This window comes from Bradyrhizobium sp. CB1717, from assembly GCF_029714325.1.
Classification (GTDB): domain Bacteria; phylum Pseudomonadota; class Alphaproteobacteria; order Rhizobiales; family Xanthobacteraceae; genus Bradyrhizobium.
Genome location: NZ_CP121666.1, coordinates 3,749,202 through 3,771,347, shown reverse-complemented (window position 1 = coordinate 3,771,347; position 22,146 = coordinate 3,749,202). Strand labels below are relative to the sequence as shown.

Sequence of the window (22,146 nt, the reverse complement as noted above, 5' to 3'; positions counted from 1 at the left end):
CGGAGGCCGCATGTATTTTGCCTGCGCCGCCATAGCGGCGCAGGCTTCTTTTAGAGCAGCTCGATCCCGCGTGCTTGCGCCCACCGCTCGAGGATCTTGCACTCCTCGGGATGCGGTACACGGTTCGCGAACCCACGAACCTGGACCGCGCGCGCACGACGATCCAGCTCGATGGTCAACAGCCGATCTGGAGCGCCTGCGGCGCGGCGGCGCAGCGACCAGATCGACGCATGCCCGGCGATGCATTTGGACGCGTAGGTGGCAACGCAATGGCGCATGCTCCGCGTCTCAGCCACGAGATCGGCTGCGGTACGCAGTTGAACCACGACGTAGTCCTCCCGCCTGCCTCGAACCTTGGACGACGGGCTCCATGACCAGTCCGCGATCGCCGCGCCCGGCCAGCTGTCATCGACGGGACCCGTTGCCGATCGGTGCGCACGGTTCTGCGCAGCCTCCGCGCGACGGCGCGCAGCCTCGATGCGGGCGATCTCTTCGAGATCGTGATGCCACTCGCGCATCAGCCGGCCGAGCGAGGCCAGCGAGCGCCCCTTGAGGCTGAACTCCGGATCGCGCCGATAGCAAGCGGCGAGGTAATCGCGGAGATCGTCCATCTCCTCGACCGTGGTGGGATGCGCGCAGAAAAAGCGCACCACCTCACGCCAGAAGCCATGCTCGGCACGGGGCGTCTGCGTGATCCTGGAGCGTGCGATCTGCATCGCAACGCCGGGATCGCTCGCATAGGTTCGCGCGATCGCCTGCCAGATCGCGGCCTCGAAGCCGACCTTCCCCAAGGGATTGAGGAACGCGTGGACCTCCTTGCGAGACAGCCATTCGGCCGCACCGGCAGCGTAGAGCGAACCACCACTGGCCGCCACGATGTACCAGCGCTTGCGCAACACGATCTCGTGGATGCCCAGTCCCGCGCCGTCGATCCAGATCTGCTCCAGATGTTCTGCGACAGGATAGCGCGCGAAGAGATAGCGGGCGGCACCAAGACGAAGACGCGCGACGTCGCGCGTCTTCAGCCGCGGCTTCCAGGCCGAAGCGTCGCGCACGACGTCGGCCTCGAAGCCACGCCTGGCCTCTTTGATCGCATTCTCGAAATCCGGTGGAGGACGCGTCCGCTGCGACACATGCCGCAGCGAAAGCTCGTAGGCTTCAACCCGCGCGCGCTCGGCCTCCTGCCGGCGCTGAATCAACGAATGTGCCATTGTCGTTCAACATGATTGGATGACTGTCAGCCGGACGCACTGAGAGCGTCGGCACGGAGCGTGTCGATCGCCACAAAGTACTCACAGCTGGTCTCCTCATTGTTGAACGCGCAGGTTGAATGGGACGGGGCTCATATACCCGATCCCCGGCGGGCGCAAGATGCGTCCTGTCTGAAATTCAGAAACTGCAAACGGCGGGGCGGGTCCGCGACATTCTTGCAACGCCGCCACCACACATTCCGTCATTGCGAGCGCAGCGAAGCAATCCAGACTTCCTCCGCGGAAAGATTCTGGATTGCTTCGCTACGCTCGCAATGACGCCGCGGAGTGAGCACTACTTGAACTCCGCCTCCACCACGCCCAGCCCGTCCAGCTCCATCCGCACCTTGTCGCCGGCCTTCAGCCACAGCGTCTTCACGAGGCTTCCGGTGAGAACCAGCTGCCCCGCATGCAGCGCCTTGCCTTCCGCGGCGAGATGATTGGCGAGCCAGGCGAGTGCATTGTGGGGATGGCCGAGCACGTCGGCGCCGGTGCCGTGGCTGACCTCCTCGCCGTTGACGATGGCGCGGCCCTTGACCGATCTCAGGTCCGGCACCGACGAGCGCGGCACGGACGGGCCCAGCACGCAACCGGCGGCGAAGAAGTCGTCGGCGATCAGCGTCGGCGCGCCCATCGTCTCCCATTTCACGTAGCGATCGTCGACGATCTCGATCGCGGGATGGTAGGACTCGACCGCCTCACCGACCCATTCGGCCGTGAACGGCGCCTCGCCGGCGGCAAGGTCGCGCTTGAGCCGCACCGCGATCTCGCACTCGACGCCGACGCGGACATATTTGGAGGCCTGGAGCTTCGCACCGCTGTCGTGCACGCTCTTCTGGAACACGCCGCCGCCGCAGGGATGGGGGATGCCGATATACTCCTGCATCACCTGGCTGGTGCAGCCGATCTTGTAGCCGACGAGCGGCCCGACATGCGGCAGCAGGAGATCGTGCAGCGCGCGCTGGACCTGGTAGCCTTCGGCCTCGTCGGCCGGGGGAACCTCGAGGGCCGCAAGCGGCGCATGGTTGCGGCGCGCCAGCGCGATCGCCTTTGCGGCTTCGAGAATGTTGTCCATTGGCGCCGCCTCCCACGCTACGCAAATCGAGGGCGGCACTTCAGCATCCCCGCTCCGGCCTGACAAGCGCGGGCGGCGGGCAGCCTCACGGCTTGACGAGGCCAAGCCGGATCAGGCTCTCGGCGGTCGCAAGGATCGCCTCCTCATTGGACCGCGCCTGCCAGCCGAGCAGCGACCGCGCCTTGGCGCTGGTGGAATGCCGCACCCTGCCGAGCATCGGCACGACCGCGCGCAGCAGCGGAATCCGGTTCGCGGCCAGCCGCACCACCCAGTCCGGAGCCTGGAGCCGTGGAACCCGGCGCGCCGCCGGCCCCAGTTCCCGCCGCAGCACCTTGCCGATGTCGAGAATCGACATCGTTTCTCCGGACACCGCGATGAAGCGCTCGTCCTTGGCCTGCGGCGCGGTCATCGCCCGCAAGTGTAGGTCTGCGACATCGCGGACATCCACTACGCCGAAATAGACCCGCGGCACCGCCGGCATGGCACCGTCGAGCAGCGATTTGACGATCTCGATCGAGCCGGAGAAGTCCGGCCCCAGCACGGGACCGAAAATGCCGGCGGGATTGACCACCGACAGCTCGAGCCCGCCGCCCTCGCGCGCGACAAAATCCCAGGCCGCCCGCTCGGCCAGCGTCTTGGACTTGATGTAGGGCTGCACGTCACTGCCTGTGAGATTGGTCCAGTCGGTCTCGTCGAACGGTTTTTCGCGCGGCGGGTGGCCGTAGCCGATCGCGCCCAGCGACGAGGTGATGACGACCCGTTTGACGCCGGCCTCGCGCGCGGCCCGGAGCACCCGGAGCGTTCCGTCCCGGGCCGGAATGATCATTTCGTTCTCGTCCTTGGGAACACTGGTCGACAGGGGCGAGGCGACATGGAGCACGTAGTCGCAGCCCGTGGTCGCCTCCTGCCAGCCGTCATCCCGGGTCAGGTCGGCGGTGAAGAGGGCGAGGCCCTCCGGCGCAGCCGCCCCGCCCTCGCGCAACATGGCCAGCACGTCGTCACGCCGATCCGGCCGCCGCACCGTCGTCCGCACCGTGTGGCCGGCGGCCAGAAGCTGCAGGATGACATGGATGCCGACGAAGCCCGACCCGCCGGTGACCAGCACAGTGCTCATTGAAAAATTCCCTCGTTACCCAAGGCGAGCGAATAAGTTCCGCCACCCTGCTCAAGGCCGCATCTGGTCACTATCTCACCGGGGACAAGTAGAATGGATTTCGAGACCGGTATGGAAAACCTGACCAGCCCTTGCGACGGCGACTGCGATTGCAGCCCCGACCCTGCCCTGCTCGCCGACTTCAAGCGCGCCATCCATGCGCTCGGCGGCAAGTGGAAACTGGAGATCCTGTTCGCGCTGATGAACGGCGCGGTCCGCTTCGGCGCGTTGCGGCGCGCGATCGGCGGCATCACCCAGCACATGCTGACCACGCAACTGCGCGAGCTCGAGCAGGACGGGCTGGTGTCCCGAACCGCCTTTGCGGAGAAACCCCTAAGGGTCGAGTACGAGCTGACGGACGCGGCCTACGGCCTGTTGCCGGCATTTAAGGAAATATTGAGCTGGTCGAGGCTTTATGGGGACGCACGCCTCGCGGCGTCGCAAGAAGCCTGATTGCAGCGTTGCTTGATGCTGCTGGATCGGCCGTTCAGCATCCGAGCCGATCTCGTTGATGCGACTCGCAAAATCTTCCGCACCTGAAGTGAAGGCTGTTTCTCATCCGAACTCACGTGATCTCGGAGGAATCGAGTCCAGCCCATTGATCGCGATTCACTTTTCGCGATTGCGCTCGCGCGGATGCGCGCGGCGGCAGGCGACAGGCAAAATGCCGAGCACGGCGCGAAATGGCGCCTTGCGTCCAAAAACAAAGAGCCGCATCGCTGCGGCTCGGACTTATTCGTCGCGATAGACCTTCTCGCGTTTCTCGTGGCGCTCCTGCGCTTCCACCGAGAGCGTCGCGATGGGCCGGGCTTCGAGCCGCTTCAACGAGATCGGCTCGCCGGTGTCCTCGCAATACCCGTAGGTGTTGTCCTCGATGCGCTGGAGCGCTGCGTCGATCTTGGCGATCAACTTGCGCTGGCGGTCGCGGGCGCGGAGTTCGATGGCGCGGTCGGTTTCGGACGATGCCCGATCGGCAAGATCGGGGTGGTTCACGTTCTCCTCCTGCAGGGCTTGCAGGGTGAGCTTGGACTCTTTGAGGATCTCATCCTTCCAGGCGAGGAGCTTCAAACGGAAGTACTCCTTCTGCCGGTCGTTCATGAAAGGCTCTTTTTCGGTCGGTCGGTAGTTTTTCAACTTTTCCAAGGGCGGCCTATCTGTCTAAGCAACGACTCGCAAACGGAACGGGGTCCGTTGAGCGGGGCGTTATATAGCGGCCTCCTGTGACAGACAATATTGTCCTCATCGCCCGGCTGCCCGCCCCAAGCCCTTGCACAGGAAGGTTTATCCTGGAGGACCCGGGGCGCGGCCGGAGGCCTAATATCCGACCGTGAAGCGCTGCTTTTGATGGGCCGGCCGCTCGATCTCGTCAGCGAGCGCGATGGCGTAGTCGGCGAAGCTGATCCAGCTCTTGCCGTTCGCATCTGCGAGAAGCTGGTCGGTCCCGAGCCGGAACTTGCCGGTGCGTTCCCCCTCGATGAACAGCGCCGAGGGCGAGATGAAGGTCCAGTTCAGGTCCTTTTCCTGCCGCAGCAGATCCAGGAAGGCGGAGCCTGCCTCGGCTTCGGCCTTATACTGGGCCGGGAAATTGGGAGTCGTGACCAGTTTCACGCCCGGGGCGACCTCGAGGCTGCCGGCTCCGCCGACCACGAGATAACGGCCCACGCCCGACGCCTTGGCGGCGCCGATCAGCTTCTGCGGATCGCTGGCCAGGAAGTGCACGGAACTCACGGCGACGTCGTGGCCGGCCCACAGCTTGGTCAAGCCAGCCTGGTCGAGCACGTCACCCTTGGTCGGCGTGACGTTCGGCAGGGCCGCGATCTTCTCCGGGTTCCGGGCAATGGCGGTCACGCTATGACCGCGACGCGACAGCTCCTTGGTGATCTCCGACCCTGCCCGGCCCGAGGCGCCGGCGACTGCGATTTTCATTGGAAGGCTCCTTTGCTTCTGTGGTAACTAACGGTGACTAGATATCGCAAAGAATGCTGGTGTTAAGAGAGCACTTTGTGCTTACCTGATTACGCTGGAGTAACCGGCACAACGAACCGGCGCGCGCAGGCGTCCGGAATGGATCGAGGACCCCGACGATGAAGCCCGACGTCTATGCAGCGAATTGCCCCACGCGCCAGATACTCGACCGCGTCGGCGACAAATGGGCGGTGCTGATCCTCTTGCTGCTGCGCGAAGAGCCGATGCGCTTCAATCAGTTGCGCCGCACGATTGAAGGCATTTCGCAGAAGATGCTGAGCCAGGTTCTCAAGTCGCTCGAACGCGACGGGCTAATCAAACGCCGCGCCATCGCAACCGTGCCTGTGACGGTCGAGTATTCGATCACGCAGCTCGGGCTGACGCTCGCCGCCGCCGTCGATCCCCTGCGCGATTGGGCCGAACAAAATCTGAAAGACGTGCTCGCCGCCCAGCGCCGCTACGACGCGCAACAGAAGGAGGAGGCGGCGTAGGATGTGAAGTGGACTGACCGAAGACCCGTCATCCTGAGGTGCGAGCAGCGCGGAGCAAAGGGCCGCGCTGGGAGCCTCGAAGGATGCACGGCCGAGATACTTCAGCGGGGCCGTCGCCCTTCGAGGCCTCCGCTTCGCTCCGGAGCCTCAGCGACTGTGTTCTTCGTCAAGCGGGTTGCCATTGTTTTTGGTCCCTGAGCATGGCGTTGAGGATGGTGAGGACTTTGCGAGCGACGGCGATGAGGGCCACCATCTTCGGCTTCCCGGCGATCAGCAGGCGTTGATAGAAGAGCTTGAGCTGCGGATGGTGTCGGCTGGCCGAGAGAGCGGCCATGTAGAGCCCGGCGCGCAGTGCGGCTCGCCCGCCGCCGATCATGCTCTTGCCCTTCCAGCGGCCGGATTGGCGGGTGAACGGAGCAAGGCCGGCGAGGCTTGCGATCTGGCGCCGATTGAGGGTGCCGAGCTCGGGCACCTCGGCCAGGAAGGTGCGGGCGAGCGTGTTGCTTACACCCGGAAAGCTCACCAGCAACTCCTCCTTGGCGCGCCAGACCGGCGAACCGCGCACCAGCGTGTCGATGTCGTTGTCGATCTCCAGCAGCTCCTTCTCGAGGACCTTGATGTGGCGGGCAAGGCTCTTGCGAACGCGGACATTCTCGGCCCGCTTCTCGCGCTGGCGCTCGGCAACGATCATCTCGATGATCTGCCGTCGGCGGCTGACCAGTTCGGCCAGCAGCCGGGCTTCCTGATCTGGCATGGCACGCGGCGTCGGCTTCACCGCCTCGACAAACCGCGCGATGACTGCCGCATCGATCGGATCGGTCTTGGCGCGCTGGCCAACGGCCTGCGCGAAGTGCCGGATTTGGGCCGGATTGACCACCACCAGCGGCAGTTGGGCGCCGGCCAGCGCCGCCGCGACAATGGTCTCGAAGCCGCCCGTCGCTTCCACTGCAATCAGCGTTGGCGAACAGGCCTGCAGACGAGCAACAAGGTCTTCCAAGCCTTTGCCGTCACGCGCCACGGCAAAGGCTTCCCCGCTCGGACGCAAATGCACGTCCAGCCGGTCCTTCGATACATCAATGCCAATATAGATCGCGTCCATCTGCACCCATCCTTGCGCAATCGGGCTCGCCAGGCGGCCCTCGCGACTGTTCGGGTTCAATGGAACAACGGACGGGGCGCCGCGCTGAGGCTCGGGCTTCAAAGCCCTGGGATGAGGCGGTCTCCCGTCCGCTACCGCACCGGACACTCTATCCGATCCAGTGAGTCGAAACTTACAAGGGTGACGGATAACGTGACTACGCCTGCCCCGCCTTCGCCAGCTCCACCTCGACGCGCAGCTCGATCTCCGAGAGCACGGAATCCAGTCCGGGATCGCCCGAGGACGATTTCAGGTTCGCCGCGGCGTCGCGCAGCCGCATCACGGTCGAGGCGTCGAGATTGCCGGACAACAGCCCCATCTTGAGCTCGTCGAGCACGTCGAGCGCGGTCCTGCCGCGGGCGACCGAGCGCTTGCGGCGCTCGACCGGATCCTCCTCGACACCTTGCAGCGCGAGCAGTGCGTCGATGTTGGCGGCGGCCTTCGGTGCGGCAGCGCTCCGCGTCTCCTGCGCCGACGAGGTGTCGGGCAGCACGAAGGTACCGGAGCCGGTCCGTCTGGCCTGGCTGGCCGGCGTTCCAAGCGTGGTGCCGTTCGGTCCGTAGATGCGCATCGGAAGCAATCCGGGTGATCGATGCGCCACATTCGCCGTTTTATGGTTAACGACGCGTAAACAGCCCGGCAAAATCTGCCGACAGGCGGCAGTTTCGCTCCTGAAGGCGAACGCCCGCTGATACCGGTCGAAACAGATTTATTCAACCTATTCAACCGCCTAATCCCTCTGCCCCACGTTGGCACAGCGCTCGCAAGGAAAGCGCCGGACCAGCTCGTCATGGGAGTGTCGTGCAGGTCTTGTCGATTTGAGGAGGCTCTTTGGAAGCCTTGGGGAGCAGAGGATGCCAGGCGTTCGTTGGGTGAGGATTGTTGGAGTGGCCTGCGCCGCGCTGTCAGCGCTGGCGTTGTCGGTCACGTCGGCTGCTGCGACCTCGCGCATCAAGGACCTCGCCAATATCGAAGGCGTGCGGCAGAACCAGCTCATCGGCTACGGCCTCGTCGTCGGCCTCAACGGCACCGGCGACACGCTCAACAACATCCCCTTCACCAAGCAGTCGCTGCAAGCGATGCTCGAGCGCATGGGCGTCAACATCCGCGGCGCCACCATCCGCACCGGCAACGTCGCCGCCGTGATGGTGACGGGCAATCTGCCGGCCTTCGCCACCCAGGGCACGCGCATGGACGTCACGGTGTCCGCGCTCGGCGATGCCAAGAACCTGCAGGGCGGCACCCTGCTCGTCACCCCCCTCCTCGGCGCCGACGGCAATGTCTACGCGGTGGCGCAGGGCTCGCTCGCGATCTCCGGCTTCCAGGCCGAGGGCGAGGCTGCCAAGATCGTGCGCGGCGTACCGACCGTGGGGCGCATCGCCAACGGCGCCATCATCGAGCGCGAGATCGAGTTTGCGCTCAATCGGCTGCCGAACGTGCGCCTGGCGCTGCGCAACGCCGACTTCACCACTGCCAAGCGCATTGCGGCGGCGGTCAACGACTATCTCGGCGTCAAGACGGCCGAGCCGATCGATCCCTCGACGGTTCAGCTTTCGATCCCGCCGGAGTTCAAGGGCAACGTCGTCGCCTTCCTCACCGAGATCGAGCAGCTCCAGGTCGACCCTGATCTGGCCGCCAAGATCATCATCGACGAACGCAGCGGCATCATCGTGATGGGCCGCGACGTTCGCGTCGCCACCGTTGCGGTCGCCCAGGGCAACCTCACCGTCACGATCTCCGAGAGCCCGCAGGTGAGCCAGCCCAACCCGCTGTCGCGCGGCCGCACCGTGGTCGCGCCGCGCAGCAGCGTCAGCGTCGTCGAGGACGGCAAGAAGCTGGCGCTGGTCAAGGACGGCGTCTCGCTCCAGCAGCTCGTCGACGGCCTCAACGGCCTCGGCATCGGCCCCCGCGACATGATCAGCATCCTCCAGGCGATCAAGGCTGCCGGGGCGATCGAAGCCGACATCGAGGTGATGTGATGCAGACGAGCACAATCAACACTCCGCACCTCACGACGTACTCCCCGACCTTCTCGGTCGAGAGCCGCAACGGCCGGCCCGATTTCGAGCTCGCCGCGGCCCTGCAAAAGGTCTCGCCGCAGCAACAGGCCAAGTCGCAGAAGACCGCCACAGACTTCGAGGCGATGTTCCTCAACAGCATGTTCTCGCAGATGACCTCGGGCCTGAAGGGCGATGGCCCGTTCGGCAGCACGCCCGGTACCGGCGTATGGCGCTCGATGCTGACCGAGCAATATTCCAAGAACTTCGCCAATGCGGGTGGCGTCGGTGTCGCCCGTGACGTCTATCGCACCCTGATCATCCAGCAGGCGAAAACCACTCTCCGTACGGCATAAGGTCCAACGAGATGAACCAGTTCAACGCCTCACGTCAGCCGATGCAAGCGCAGCGCCCGAACAACGCGCCCGCCAGCGCCGAGGCGCGCAAGCTCGCAGAAGACCTGATGGACGCAATGAGCGCCCTGCTCAGCCTGATCGAGCGCGAGACCGAGCTGGTGCGGGCCGGACAGGTCCGCGAGGCCATGACCCTGGAGGGCAGAAAGCAGGAGCTGTCGCGCAACTATGTCGGCGCCGTCAGCCAGCTCAAGGCGAACCAAGCCCAGCTTGCGAAATCCGCGCCCGAGCTGCTCTCGACGCTGCATCGGCACCACGATGCGTTCCGCGCGATGCTTCAGGTCAACCTCACCGTGCTGGCGACCGCGCATGCGGTCTCCGAGAGCGTCGTGCGCGGCGTCAACGCCGAGATCCAGAAGCGCAACGTACCGAATACCTATACTGCCGCCGGGCGTCGCGCTGCTCCCGGCCCGCGCCACATCACTCCACTCGCGGTCAGCCGCTCGCTCTGAGCGGACGAAAAAACCGGCTACAATTTTACGAAAAACCGCGTGGCGTTGTCGTCGCGTGATTAGGCACGTTTCGTTACCGGGTCTTCAGTCCTGGTGTTCCATGGTTGCGTATTGAGAGGGGTTGGGATTTGACTCACGTAAGGCAACCAGGAGGCTGCCATGAGTACAGATTTCAGCATTAGGCCGGTGGGGATACCGGCCCCCGTGCAGATCATAACGACGTCGAATTCGGCGGCGGTCGATGCCGTGCAAACCGATTTGCCCGTGAGCCAGACGGTCGCCGCGAGCGATACCAGCGCCCCCGTCCGCAATGATCTGCCGAACAACAACGAAAACATCTCGCGACAGGTCGTGTTCGACCAGGCAGCCGCATCCTTCGTTTTCCAGGTGGTCAACGACAAGACCGACGCGGTGGTCAACCAGTTCCCCGACGAAGCGATGCTGCGCCGGCGCGCCTATTTCCATGCAGAGGACCTGAAGTCCAAGCCCTCGCGTCCGCTGAACACGGACCTCAGCGCCTGACGATCAGGTGTCGAGCATGGTCACGGTGTTGGATGCACCGGCGCGCTCCTGGCGAAGCTGCGCGCGAAATCCCGATGCTGGATCAATATGCTGTCGACGAGCCGCTCGCGATGTCGGCCGTGACAGGCCTCATCACGGACGGCCGGACAGACCCGCAGCGATGTTCCGGTTGATCTCGATCAGCGGACGGAAGTGATCGAACTGCGGGCTCATCTGCAGCGCCGCGGTCTGGCTCAAAACGAACACGCTGATGTTGGCGATCTTCTGCCGGACGTCGATCGGCTGCGGATTGCTGTCGCGCATGGCTTCGCTCAGGAAGATCGTCCAGAGCTTGCGATTGAACATCAGCGCCTGCATCGTCTGCTCACTGAGCGGATCGGCATTGTTCACCGCATCCTGGAGCTTGTTGGCGGCCTTGAGCAGAGTCTGCGCCTCGATGTCGCGAGGAGATGCGGTGGTCGTTGCGACACGCGCATAAGCCGAGGCAGCGGAATTCGACATCAATCACACCCTGGAAGTTTACCTAGCCCGTTGAACGCGCTTAAGGATTTCTTTCCCAACCCTAGGCAGCACCGCTTAAGATTTGCTTACGTGTGTGCTTGGAAGCACTCCGGATTATTACGGGTCGCGGAGTTTCTTCGTCAGCGCAAACGCTAGATGCACGCACGCGCGATGTAAACTCGCTTCGCGTGATGCGCGTCGATCTCAGCTAATCTTGTCTTAGCGATCTCCCTCAAAAGAACGGCGGAGCGTTAGCTCCGCCGCGCTATCCTCATCAGTGATCTTGCGCTGCGAAACTAGCGGAGCAGCTGCAGCACGCTCTGCTGCGACTGGTTGGCCAGCGACAGCGCGGAGACCGCGATCGACTGGCGGGTCGACAGCGCCTGGCTGTTGGCCGCTTCCTCGTTGGTGTCGGCGAGCGTCAGGTTGGACGAGCCGGTCTGCAGCACGTTGATCAGGTTCTTGGAGAAGTCCTGACGCACCTGCACGATCGAGAGGTTCGAACCGAGCGAGGAGCCTTCGGAGCGCAGCCTGCTCGAGGCGGCATTGAGGCTTGCCAGCACCTTGTTGGTGGCGCCGTTGTCGATGAAGTCGACGCCGTTGACGAGGTTGCTGAGGCCGAGGCCGGCCGCGTTGAATACCACGCCGTTGATGCTGAGCGTCGAGCTGCCGGTCTCGTTGAAGACGAGCTTCAGCGTATCGCCGTTGAGCAGGTTGACGCCGTTGAAGGACGAGTCCTGCGACGTCGTGTCGATCTGCGCCAGGATGTTGTTGAACTGGTTGACCAGGTTGGAGCGTGCGGTCTGCGCGACGGGATCCTGGACCGGCGGCTGTGCCGTGGTGAAGGCCAGAACACCGGTGATCGTGCCGCCGACGGTGCCGCCCGCAGTCGTCGAGCCGAGCGTCGAGGAGGCGTATTCGTTGACGGTCGTCACCGTGAGCACGCCGTTGGCGTCGATCGTCGCCGTCAGGTGGTTGGCCTGAAGCTGCGCGTTGAGCTGATCGAGCGTCTTGACCGTGCCGTTGGTGCCGTCCCCGAAGGTGACGTTCACCGGCGTGCCGCCGTTGAAGGAGGTGAAGGTCAGCGTCTTGCCGCTGATGCCGCCGACGCCCGAGGTGCGCGCCGCGGTGAAGGCGGTCGCCGTTCCCGTGTTGCCGCTGAGGCCGAACGCGCTGAGTGCATTGCCGGTGCCGGTGATCGAGAGGTCGGCGTTGATGCCAGTGGAGAGCGCAAGCTGGCCGCTGCTGTTGACCGACGACGGGATCTGGCCCGAGGTCGTCGTCAGCGTCGCTGCGCCATTGAAGATGCTCGCGGTCTTGACGCCGGTGGCAAGGTCGATCGAGTTGAGCAGATCGGTGAGCGTGGCGCTCTGGATGTAGACCGTCGAGTTGCCGTTGCCGTCGGTGACGACGTTGCCGCTGACGCCGTAGCCAGTGGCCACGCTTGCCGCCGATTGCGGCGTCTGCGCGTTCTTGAAGGTGATGGTGTGGCCGTCGATGTTCAGCGTCGAACCGTCTTGAACGAGACTGCCCAGCGAGCCGGCGGTCGTCGACCGGTTTGCGGTCACGTTGGCGTTGCCGGCGCCGGTCGCCGACGTCAGGCCAAGCTTGTTGAGGAAGTCGGCCTTGCCCGTCACGCTCAGATCGGCACCGGTCGAGCTCTTCAGAGTAACCGCGCCCGCCGTGATGGAAGATGCCACCTGAAGCGTGCCGACAGGACCGGCCGCGCCGCTGACGGCGATGGTCGCCGCGCTCGCGCTGATGGTGGCGGTCTTGACGCCGCTGGCGAGGTCGATCGCGCTGAGGACGTCGTTGATGGTCGCGCCGGGCGCAGTCGGCGTTCCCTCATAGACGATCGAATTGCCGTTGCCGTCGGTGGCGATGTGCCCGCTGGCATCGAGGCCCCAGCCGGTCGGCTGCGTACCCGGAGCAATGCCGGTGCGGAAGGTGATGGTCTTGCCGTTCACGGTGATGGTGTCACCGTCCGCCGGCGGCGTGCCGAAGGTGGTGGATGCCGTGGTGCCGAGCAGCGTGGCGGTTCCGGACAGCGCAGTGGTACCGTCGACGGCGGTCACTGCCGTGCCGGTAAAGGTGCCTGCGCTCGAGCCCAGCGAGGCGCCGAGCGCGGCGGTGCCGGTCACCGGGGTGACGCCTCCGGGGGCGCCGGTATAGAGCACGTTGCTCTTGGCGGTCGCGCTCGCATAGGAGGTCGTGCCGCGCAGGTCGGCGGGCGTCGCGCCGGGAATCGTGGTGGAGACGTTCGACTTGGTGGAGTAGCCGACCGTGGTCTGCAGCGCCTGGTTGGCGATCGACTTGGCGCTGTCGATCAGCTTCTGCAGCGAGGTGATGCCGGTGTTGGCCGCCTGCAGCACCTGCACACCGTTGTTGATGCCGTCGAGCAGGTTGCTGATGTCGCTCGCCCGGTTGTCCAGCCCCTGCGCCGTGAAGAAGTTGGTGGGATTGTCGAGCGCCGTGTTGACCTTCTTGCCGGTCGCGAGGCGCTGCTGCGTCGTGGCCAGCAGGTCGGCCGTCGACTGCAGCGACAACAGGTTCTGGCGAACTGACGCCGAGAGAACGATGTTGGACATTGGCGAGTCTTCCTCTTGAACCGGATACGAATCGGCCGCGCGGGTCTGGAGAGCGGGCTTTTGTCCAGTTTTAGGAGGTGTCCTTTAAAGTATGGTTAACGCCGGTTTAAGGGATAGGGTTAATGGCCGGTGAACGCCCCTGCCCGCCTCCGGACGCAAAAAAGGGCGGCGGGGCAAATCGCCCCGCCGCCCGATTTTATTGAGTAATTTCAGCCGCTTGTTAGCGGAGCAGCTGGAGCACGCTCTGCTGCGAGGTGTTGGCCAGCGACAGCGCCGAGACCGCGATCGACTGACGGGTCGACAGTGCCTGGCTGTTCGCCGCCTCGACGTTGGTGTCGGCCAGCGTCAGGTTGGAGGAACCGGTCTGCAGCACGTTGATCAGGTTCTTGTTGAAGTCCTGACGGATCTGCACCACCGAGAGGTTCGAACCGAGGCTCGAAGCTTCCGAGCGCAGCGTGCTCGAGGCGGCGTTCAAATTGGTCAGCACGCGGTTGGAGGCGGCGTTGTCGATGAAGTCGACGCCGACGGTCAGCGCTGCAAGACCCAGACCCTTGGAGTTGTAGGTCACACCGGTGATGTTCAGGCTCGACTTGCCGGTCTCGTCGAACACCAGCTTGAGCTGGTCGCCGTTCAAGAGGTTGACGCCGTTGAACGAGGAGTCCTGCGAGGTCGTGTCGATCTGATTCAGGATGTTGTTGTACTGCGACACCAGGTTGGCACGCGCCGTCTGGGCAACGCCATCCTGGACGGGGTTGGAAGCCGTCGAGAACGTCAGCGCCGAAGTGAGCGTGCCGCCGATCACGCCGCCCGCCGCAATCGAGCCGAGCGTCGAGGATGCGTAGTCGTTGGACGCGGTGATGGTCAGCAGGCCGTTGGCGTCGATCGTCGCAGCCAGGTTGTTGGCCTGAAGCTTGGTGTTGAGCTGATCGAGCGTCTTGACCGTACCGTTGGTGCCGTCGCCGAAGGTGACGTTGACCGCCGTGCCGCCGTTGAAGGAGGAGAAGGTCAAGGTCTTGCCGGCGATGCCGCCGATGCCGGAGGTGCGGGCCGCGGTGAACGCGGTCGCATTGCCGGTGTTGCCGGCGAGGCCGAGCACGTTCAACACATTGCCGGTGCCTGTGATCGACAGATCGGCGTTGATACCCGTCGAAAGCTTCAGCGCGCCGGACGAGTTGATCGTCGAGTTCGACTGGCCGGTGGCGGTCGCAAGCGTCGCGGTGCCGTTGGCATTGATCGTCGCGGCCTGCACGCCGGTGGCAAGGTCGATCGCCTTCAACACGTCGTTGACCGTGCCGGCCTGCAGATAGACCGTCGAGTTGCCGTTGCCGTCGGTGAGGACGTTGCCGCTGACACCGTAACCACTCGGAACGACCGGCGCACCGGTCGAGCCCGGGATCGGCGCGTTCTTGAAGGTGATGACGTGACCGTCGACGTTCAGCGTCGCGCCGTCCGCGATCGTCGCACCCAGCGAGGCCGCGCTCGTGGTCCGGTTGACGTCGATCGTGGCATTGCCTGCACCGGTGGACGTGGTCAGGCCGAGGGCCTTGAGCAGGTCGGCCTTGCCGGTGACGCTCAGATCTGCACCCGTCGAGCTCTTCAGCGTGACGGCGCCGGCAGCAGCGGTCGAGACCGCAGCACCGGGCTGGCTGGCGCTCACGGAGATCGTCGCAGCACCCGAAGTGATGGATACCGTCTTGACGCCGCTGGCAAGATCAATCGCGGACAACAGATCGTTGACGGTCGCCGTCGGGGTGCCCGCGGTGCCGAGATAGACGGTGGTGTTGCCGTTGCCGTCGGTGACGAGGTTGCCGCTGACGCCCGAACCGGCCGGAACAGCCGTCGACGCCGGAGCAGCACCCGAACGGAAGGTGATGGTCTTGCCGTTCACGGTCAGCGTGTCGCCATCGGCGGGCTGGGCGTTGCCGGCCAGACCGGTTGCGGTAGTGCCGTTGGTGGCGATCAGGGTGATGGCGCCGGACAGCGCCGTGGTGCCGTCGCCGGCCGTTGTGCCGGTGCTGGCAAACGAGCCGATGGTCGCGCCGAGCGTGGTGGTGCCGTTCGCCGCGGTAGTGCCGCCGGCCGTGCCGTTATAGAGCACGTTGCTGCTCGCGGTCGCGCTGGCAAAGGACGTCGTGCCGCGCAGGTCGGCCGCCGTCGCACCCGAGATCGTGGTGGAGACGTTGGACTTGGTGGAGTAGCCGACGGTGGTCTGCAGCGCCTGATTGGCGATCGACTTGGCGCTGTCGATCAGCTTCTGCAGCGAGGTCAGGCCGGTGTTGGCGGCCTGCAGCACCTGCACGCCGTTGGCGATGCCATCGAGCAGGTTGTTGATGTCGCTGGCGCGGTTGTCCAGCGACTGGGCCGTGAAGAAGTTGGTGGGATTGTCCAGGGCCGAGTTGACGCTCTTGCCGGTCGACAGACGGTTCTGTGTGGTGGCGAGAAGATCGGCGGTGGACTGGAGAGAGAGCAGGTTCTGGCGAACCGACGCAGAGAGAACAATACCGGACATGACTCTTACCCTTCTGGCTTACGCGTCTTCGTTCGATCGCTTCTGGATCGAGTGACGGCCACAGGGTGCGCTGACATGGCTAACAAAGCGTGAAACGAACATGGCCCGCATAAGCGCCGGTTCACCATAAACCATTGTGACGTGTTGGCTGGCCACGCAATCAGTCTGAAATCGTTGGCGATTCTGCGCGCTTACTCTCCATTAACCATAACCGCTGGTTACTTTTTCGATCCCTCCCCGCCTCCTCCGTTTCCGATTGGCGACAAAAAAGAAAGCGGCGGGGCCGAAGCCCCGCCGCCTGATCTTGCTTGCGATGTCAGCCGCGACTTAGCGGAGCAGCTGCAGCACGCTCTGCTGCGACTGGTTGGCCAGCGACAGCGCGGAGACCGCGATCGACTGGCGGGTCGACAGCGCCTGGCTGTTGGCCGCCTCGACGTTGGTGTCGGCCAGCGTCAGGTTGGACGAGCCGGTCTGCAGCACGTTGATCAGGTTCTTGTTGAAGTCCTGACGAACCTGCACGATCGTCAGGTTCGAACCGAGGCTCGAAGCTTCCGAACGCAGCGTGCTCGACGCGGTGTTCAGGTTGGTCAGCACCTTGTTGGTGGCGGCGTTGTCGATGAAGTCGACACCGCCGGTCAGCGCAGCAAGGCCCAGACCCTTCGAGTTGTAGGTCACGCCGGTGATGCTGAGGTTCGACTTGCCGGTTTCGTCGAACACCAGCTTGAGCTGGTCGCCGTTCAGGAGGTTGACACCGTTGAACGAGGAGTCCTGCGCCGTCGAGTCGATCTGGTTCAGGATGTTGTTGTACTGATTGACCAGGTTCGCACGCGAGGTCTGGGCAACCGCATCCTGGACGGGGCTGGAAGCCGTCGAGAACGTGAGCGACGTGGTCAGCGTACCGCCGATCGAACCACCTGCGGCGGTCGAGCCGATGGTCGAGGACGCGTAGTCGTTGGTGGTGGAGATCGTCAGCAGGCCGTTGGCGTCGATCGTCGCCGTCAGGTTGTTGGCCTGAAGCTTCGTGTTCAGCTGATCGAGCGTCTTGACCGTACCGTTGGTGCCATCGCCGAAGGTGACGTTGACCGCCGTGCCGCCGCTGAAGGAGGAGAAGGTCAAGGTCTTGCCGGTGATGCCGCCGACACCGGAGGTACGAGCCGCGGTGAACGCGGTCGAGGTCCCGGTGTTGCCGGCGAGGCCGAGCACGTTCAACGCGTTGCCGGTGCCGGTGACCGACAGATCGGCATTGACGCCGGTCGAGATCTTGAGCTGGCCGGAGGCGTTGATCGACGAGTTGGTCTGGCCAGTGGCCGTCGCAAGCGTCGCGGTGCCGTTGGCGTTGATCGTCGCGGTCTGCACACCGGTGGCAAGGTCGATCGCCTTCAGCACGTCATTGAGCGTGCCGGCCTGCAGATAGACCGTCGAGTTGCCGTTGCCGTCGGTGAGGACATTGCCGCTCGCACCATAACCACTCGGAACGCTCGGCGCACCGGTCGAGCCCGGGATCGGCGCGTTCTTGAAGGTGATGACGTGACCGTCGACGTTCAGCGTCGAACCGTCCGCGATGGTCGCACCCAGCGAGGCCGAGCTCGTGGTCCGGTTGACGTTCACGGTGGCGTTGCCGCCGCCCACAGCCGTCGTCAGGCCGAGGGCCTTGAGCAGGTCGGCCTTGCCGGTGACGCTCAGATCCGCACCCGTCGAGCTCTTCAGCGTGACGGCGCCGGCAGCAGCGGTCGAGACCGCAGCACCGGGCTGGCTGGCACTCACGGAGATCGTCGCAGCGCCGGAGCTGATGGACACCGTCTTGACGCCGCTGGCGAGGTCGATCGCGGACAACAGATCGTTGACGGTCGCAGCCGGAGTACCGGCGGTGCCGAGATAGACGGTGGTGTTGCCGTTGCCGTCGGTGACGAGGTTGCCGCTGACGCCCGAACCGGTCGGAACGGCGGTCGAGGCCGGAGCCGCGCCGCTGCGGAACGTGATGGTCTTGCCGTTCACGGTCAGCGTGTCGCCGTCGGCAGGCTGGGCATTGCCGAGCAGGCCGGTCGCTGTCGTGCCGTTGGTGGCGATCAGGGTGATGGCGCCGGACAGCGCCGTGGTACCGTCACCGGCTGTTGCGCCAGTGCTGGCAAAGGAGCCGATGGTCGCGCCGAGCGTGGTGGTGCCGGTCGCCGCCGTGGTGCCGCCAGCCGCGCCGCTATACACGACGTTGCTGCTCGCGGTCGCGCTGGCGAAGGAGGTCGTGCCACGCAGGTCGGCCGCCGTCGCACCCGAGATCGTGGTGGAGACGTTGGACTTGGTGGAGTAACCGACGGTGGTCTGCAGCGCCTGGTTGGCGATCGACTTGGCGCTGTCGATCAACTTCTGCAGCGAGGTGATGCCGGTGTTGGCAGCCTGCAGCACCTGCACACCGTTGGCGATGCCATCGAGCAGGTTGTTGATGTCGCTGGCGCGGTTGTCGAGCGACTGGGCAGTGAAGAAGTTGGTGGGATTGTCCAGGGCCGAATTGACACTCTTGCCGGTCGACAGACGGTTCTGCGTGGTGGCGAGAAGGTCAGCGGTGGACTGGAGGGAGAGCAGGTTCTGACGAACCGAGGAGGAGAGAACAATACCGGACATTGAGTGTTACCCTTCTGGTACGCAACGCAACAAACTTCGATTAGGATTAATCGATGGCCGGGACGGTGAACGTTTGGGGCTAACAAAGCATGAAGCATATCGCGCGAGTCCTTGCGCGGATTCACCATATGCGCGTTCAGGGCCAAATCGCGCTCGCTCATATCGCCATGATCGGATGACGCTTTTTGGTGCAGCGGCGAGACATTTGCGACTTGTCAACCATAACTCAGAGTGAGCAATTGGCTGCATCCGGATCCATCGTCCGCGCATCGCCGAGCGGCAATCTGATGCCGCCAAAAAGAAAGCGGCGGGGCCGAAGCCCCGCCGCCTGATCTTGCTTGCGATGTCAGCCGCGACTTAGCGGAGCAGCTGCAGCACGCTCTGCTGCGACTGGTTGGCCAGCGACAGCGCGGAGACCGCGATCGACTGGCGGGTCGACAGCGCCTGGCTGTTGGCGGCTTCAGTGTTGGTGTCGGCCAGCGTCAGGTTGGACGAACCGGTCTGCAGCACGTTGATCAGGCTCTTGTTGAAGTCCTGACGAACCTGCACCACCGAGAGGTTCGAACCGAGGCTCGAAGCTTCCGAACGCAGCGTGCTCGAGGCGGCGTTCAGGTTGGTCAGCACCTTGTTGGTGGCAGCGTTGTCGATGAAGTCGACACCGCTGGTCAGCGAGGCAAGGCCCAGACCCTTCGAGTTGTAGGTCACGCCGGTGATGCTGAGGTTCGACTTGCCGGTTTCGTCGAACACCAGCTTGAGCTGGTCGCCGTTCAGGAGGTTGACACCGTTGAACGAGGAGTCCTGCGCCGTCGTGTCGATCTGGTTCAGGATGTTGTTGTACTGATTGACCAGATTGGCACGCGAGGTCTGGGCAACCGTATCCTGGACGGGGCTGGAAGCCGTCGAGAAGGTCAGCGACGAGGTCAGCGTACCGCCGATCGCACCACCTGCGGCGCTCGAACCGATGGTCGAGGACGCGTAGTCGTTGGTGGTCGAAACGGTCAGCAGGCCGTTGGCATCGATCGTGGCCGTCAGGTTGTTGGCCTGAAGCTTCGTGTTGAGCTGGTCGAGCGTCTTGACCGTACCGTTGGTGCCATCACCGAAGGTGACGTTGACCGCCGTGCCGCCGTTGAAGGAGGAGAAGGTCAAGGTCTTGCCGCTGATGCCGCCGACGCCGGAGGTCCGAGCCGCGGTGAACGCGGTCGCGGTTCCGGTGTTGCCGGCCAGGCCGAGAACGTTCAACGCGTTGCCGGTGCCGGTGATCGACAGGTCGGCATTGACGCCGGTCGAGAGCTTGAGCGCGCCGGACGAGTTGATCGTCGAATTCGACTGACCCGTTGCCGTCGCAAGCGTCGCGGTGCCGTTGGCATTGACCGTCGCGGTCTGCACGCCGGTGGCAAGGTCGATCGCCTTCAGCACGTCGTTGAGCGTGCCGGCCTGCAGATAGACGGTCGAGTTGCCGTTGCCGTCGGTGAGGACGTTGCCGCTGACGCCAAACCCGGTCGGAACGCTCGGCGCACCGGTCGAGCCCGGGATCGGCGCGTTCTTGAAGGTGATGACGTGACCGTCGACGTTCAGCGTCGAACCGTCCGCGATGGTCGCACCCAGCGAGGCCGAGCTCGTGGTCCGGTTGACGTTCACGGTGGCGTTGCCGCCGCCCACAGCCGTCGTCAGGCCGAGGGCCTTGAGCAGGTCGGCCTTGCCGGTGACGCTCAGATCCGCACCCGTCGAGCTCTTCAGCGTGACGGCGCCGGCAGCAGCGGTCGAGACCGCAGCACCGGGCTGGCTGGCACTCACGGAGATCGTCGCAGCGCCGGAGCTGATGGACACCGTCTTGACGCCGCTGGCGAGGTCGATCGCGGACAACAGATCGTTGACGGTCGCAGCCGGAGTACCGGCGGTGCCGAGATAGACGGTCGTATTGCCGTTGCCGTCGGTGACGAGGTTGCCGCTGACGCCCGAACCGGTCGGAACGGCGGTCGACGCCGGAGCCGCGCCGCTGCGGAACGTGATGGTCTTGCCGTTCACGGTCAGCGTGTCGCCGTCGGCAGGCTGGGCGTTGCCGAGGAGGCCGGTCGCTGTCGTGCCGTTGGTGGCGATCAGGGTGATGGCGCCGGACAGCGCCGTGGTACCGTCACCGGCTGTTGCGCCAGTGCTGGCAAAGGAGCCGATGGTCGCGCCGAGCGTGGTGGTGCCGGTCGCCGCCGTGGTGCCGCCAGCCGCGCCGCTATACACGACGTTGCTGCTCGCGGTCGCGCTTGCGAACGAGGTCGTGCCGCGCAGATCGGCCGCCGTCGCACCGGAGATGGTGGCGGAGACGTTGGACTTGGTGGAATAGCCGACCGTGGTCTGAAGCGCCTGGTTGGCGATCGACTTCGCAGAGTCGATCAGCTTCTGCAGCGATGTGATGCCGGTGTTGGCAGCCTGCAGCACCTGCACGCCGTTGGCGATGCCATCGAGCAGGTTGTTGATGTCGCTGGCGCGGTTGTCGAGCGACTGGGCGGTGAAGAAGTTGGTGGGATTGTCCAGGGCCGAGTTGACGCTCTTGCCGGTCGACAGACGGTTCTGCGTGGTGGCGAGGAGGTCAGCGGTGGACTGGAGGGAGAGCAGGTTCTGACGAACCGATGCGGAGAGGACGATACCTGACATAACTCTGTTACCTTTCTGGTAAACGACGCTACTGTTACGCGTCTGCTTGGATCGAGATTGACCCAGCGACCGGCGGACCCTGGCGTCGAGACCTCTAACGAAACATGAAATGAAACCGGCGCTTTCGCCCGGTCGGCGTATGATTCGGACGATCCAGCCGCCGCCGACGCTGCGCCGCCACGCAATTCCGACGTTGATATAATTGATCTTTTCCGTCCGAACGCCGGCGATTTAGAACTCGTTAACTAATGTTGAGAGAGTATTGCACCCTGATCCGCCGCAACTCACGCTCGGTTACGAAAGCGTTGATGGAGAACAGGCAATGGCTCTCAAGGTCGAGCTCAAACCGCACGAACGCATCATCGTCGGCAATTCCGTGATCACCAACACGGACCAGCGGGCTCGTCTGCTGATCGACGGCGAGAACGTGCCGATCCTGCGCGAGCGCGACATCCTCACGCCCGAGACCGCCGACACACCCGCCAAGCTCGTCTATCTGGCGGTCCAGCTCATGTACATCTCGCCGGATCCGCAGACCCAGCACGGCACCTATTTCAACCTGGTGCGGGACATCGTCACCGCGGTGCCGAGCTCCTGGCCGATCATCGAAGGCATCAACAACAACATCCTGAACGGCGACCTCTATCGGGCGCTGAAGGAAGCCCGCAAGCTGATCGCCTATGAGGAGAAGCTGCGTAGCCAGTTCGAGGCCACCCATCCCAAGGTGGAAGCGGCCAAGGACGACGTCAGCACCGCCGCCTGACGACCGTCCGCGCGGACGACCAAGCTCCGCAAACGACAACGGCCCCGGATCGCCTCCGGGGCCGTTG

Annotated in this window: 19 protein-coding genes; 7 read left to right on the top strand and 12 right to left on the bottom strand. The window is 64.4% G+C overall.

What is annotated here, in order from left to right; translation table 11 throughout:
* Positions 1-50: 50 nt before the first annotated feature.
* The 3 genes from QA649_RS17670 to QA649_RS17660 form a co-directional block, all read right to left on the bottom strand.
* Positions 51-1,211, bottom strand: a complete 1,161-nt coding sequence (locus QA649_RS17670) for a PcfJ domain-containing protein (RefSeq protein ID WP_283025308.1) — start codon at positions 1,209-1,211, stop codon at positions 51-53.
* Between the two features lie 334 nt (positions 1,212-1,545).
* Complete coding sequence (locus QA649_RS17665) at positions 1,546-2,325, bottom strand: fumarylacetoacetate hydrolase family protein (protein WP_283025307.1); 780 nt, start codon at positions 2,323-2,325, stop codon at positions 1,546-1,548.
* Between the two features lie 85 nt (positions 2,326-2,410).
* Positions 2,411-3,439, bottom strand: coding sequence for an aldehyde reductase (locus QA649_RS17660; protein WP_283025306.1), 1,029 nt, complete (start codon positions 3,437-3,439; stop codon positions 2,411-2,413).
* Positions 3,440-3,532: 93 nt separating this feature from the next.
* Here QA649_RS17660 and QA649_RS17655 point away from each other — a divergent pair, with 93 nt between their 5' ends.
* Positions 3,533-3,931, top strand: a complete 399-nt coding sequence (locus QA649_RS17655; RefSeq protein WP_283025305.1) for a helix-turn-helix domain-containing protein — start codon at positions 3,533-3,535, stop codon at positions 3,929-3,931.
* Positions 3,932-4,210: 279 nt separating this feature from the next.
* Here QA649_RS17655 and dksA read toward each other — a convergent pair whose 3' ends face one another.
* Positions 4,211-4,576, bottom strand: a complete 366-nt coding sequence (gene dksA / locus QA649_RS17650) for an RNA polymerase-binding protein DksA (protein WP_008554760.1) — start codon at positions 4,574-4,576, stop codon at positions 4,211-4,213.
* A gap of 216 nt (positions 4,577-4,792) precedes the next feature.
* The gene (locus tag QA649_RS17645; RefSeq protein ID WP_283025304.1) at positions 4,793-5,404 is read right to left on the bottom strand and encodes an NAD(P)-dependent oxidoreductase; all 612 of its coding nucleotides are present in this window, start codon (positions 5,402-5,404) and stop codon (positions 4,793-4,795) included.
* A gap of 158 nt (positions 5,405-5,562) precedes the next feature.
* On the opposite strand from QA649_RS17645, the gene QA649_RS17640 reads away from it, so the two are divergent.
* Entirely contained in the window at positions 5,563-5,934 is a 372-nt protein-coding gene (locus tag QA649_RS17640) for a helix-turn-helix domain-containing protein (RefSeq protein WP_211408739.1), read from the top strand.
* Positions 5,935-6,100: 166 nt separating this feature from the next.
* On the opposite strand, the gene QA649_RS17635 is transcribed toward QA649_RS17640, so the two are convergent.
* Both QA649_RS17635 and QA649_RS17630 read right to left on the bottom strand, forming a co-directional pair.
* Positions 6,101-7,033 carry a transposase gene (locus tag QA649_RS17635; protein ID WP_283026035.1) on the bottom strand — a complete coding sequence of 311 codons (933 nt, stop codon included), beginning with the start codon at positions 7,031-7,033 and terminating at the stop codon, positions 6,101-6,103.
* A 196-nt stretch (positions 7,034-7,229) separates the two neighbouring features.
* Positions 7,230-7,643: a flagellar assembly protein FliX gene (locus QA649_RS17630; protein ID WP_018642825.1), complete on the bottom strand. Its 414-nt coding sequence runs from the start codon at positions 7,641-7,643 to the stop codon at positions 7,230-7,232.
* 283 nt (positions 7,644-7,926) lie between these two features.
* Between QA649_RS17630 and QA649_RS17625 the strand changes: the two genes are divergently transcribed.
* The 4 genes from QA649_RS17625 (at position 7,927) to QA649_RS17610 (ending at position 10,456) form a co-directional block, all read left to right on the top strand.
* Positions 7,927-9,051 (top strand): flagellar basal body P-ring protein FlgI, encoded by a 1,125-nt coding sequence (locus QA649_RS17625; protein WP_026311965.1) that lies wholly within the window; start codon positions 7,927-7,929, stop codon positions 9,049-9,051.
* Positions 9,051-9,425, top strand: a complete 375-nt coding sequence (flgJ, locus tag QA649_RS17620; RefSeq protein WP_018642827.1) for a flagellar assembly peptidoglycan hydrolase FlgJ — start codon at positions 9,051-9,053, stop codon at positions 9,423-9,425. The genes QA649_RS17625 and flgJ overlap by 1 nt, the downstream gene beginning before the upstream one ends.
* Positions 9,426-9,436: 11 nt before the next feature.
* Positions 9,437-9,934 (top strand): hypothetical protein, encoded by a 498-nt coding sequence (locus QA649_RS17615; protein ID WP_260389568.1) that lies wholly within the window; start codon positions 9,437-9,439, stop codon positions 9,932-9,934.
* A 159-nt stretch (positions 9,935-10,093) separates the two neighbouring features.
* Positions 10,094-10,456 carry a hypothetical protein gene (locus QA649_RS17610; protein ID WP_018642829.1) on the top strand — a complete coding sequence of 121 codons (363 nt, stop codon included), beginning with the start codon at positions 10,094-10,096 and terminating at the stop codon, positions 10,454-10,456.
* Positions 10,457-10,588: 132 nt separating this feature from the next.
* Here QA649_RS17610 and flaF read toward each other — a convergent pair whose 3' ends face one another.
* The 5 genes from flaF to QA649_RS17585 form a co-directional block, all read right to left on the bottom strand.
* Entirely contained in the window at positions 10,589-10,957 is a 369-nt protein-coding gene (gene flaF / locus QA649_RS17605; RefSeq protein WP_018642830.1) for a flagellar biosynthesis regulator FlaF, read from the bottom strand.
* A 296-nt stretch (positions 10,958-11,253) separates the two neighbouring features.
* Positions 11,254-13,545: a DUF1522 domain-containing protein gene (locus QA649_RS17600; RefSeq protein WP_283025303.1), complete on the bottom strand. Its 2,292-nt coding sequence runs from the start codon at positions 13,543-13,545 to the stop codon at positions 11,254-11,256.
* Positions 13,546-13,765: 220 nt separating this feature from the next.
* Positions 13,766-16,054, bottom strand: coding sequence for a DUF1522 domain-containing protein (locus tag QA649_RS17595; RefSeq protein WP_283025302.1), 2,289 nt, complete (start codon positions 16,052-16,054; stop codon positions 13,766-13,768).
* A gap of 327 nt (positions 16,055-16,381) precedes the next feature.
* Positions 16,382-18,670, bottom strand: coding sequence for a DUF1522 domain-containing protein (locus tag QA649_RS17590; protein ID WP_283025301.1), 2,289 nt, complete (start codon positions 18,668-18,670; stop codon positions 16,382-16,384).
* A 357-nt stretch (positions 18,671-19,027) separates the two neighbouring features.
* Positions 19,028-21,316 carry a DUF1522 domain-containing protein gene (locus QA649_RS17585; RefSeq protein ID WP_283025300.1) on the bottom strand — a complete coding sequence of 763 codons (2,289 nt, stop codon included), beginning with the start codon at positions 21,314-21,316 and terminating at the stop codon, positions 19,028-19,030.
* A gap of 322 nt (positions 21,317-21,638) precedes the next feature.
* Here QA649_RS17585 and flbT point away from each other — a divergent pair, with 322 nt between their 5' ends.
* Complete coding sequence (flbT, locus tag QA649_RS17580; RefSeq protein WP_212026006.1) at positions 21,639-22,079, top strand: flagellar biosynthesis repressor FlbT; 441 nt, start codon at positions 21,639-21,641, stop codon at positions 22,077-22,079.
* Positions 22,080-22,146 lie beyond the last annotated feature (67 nt).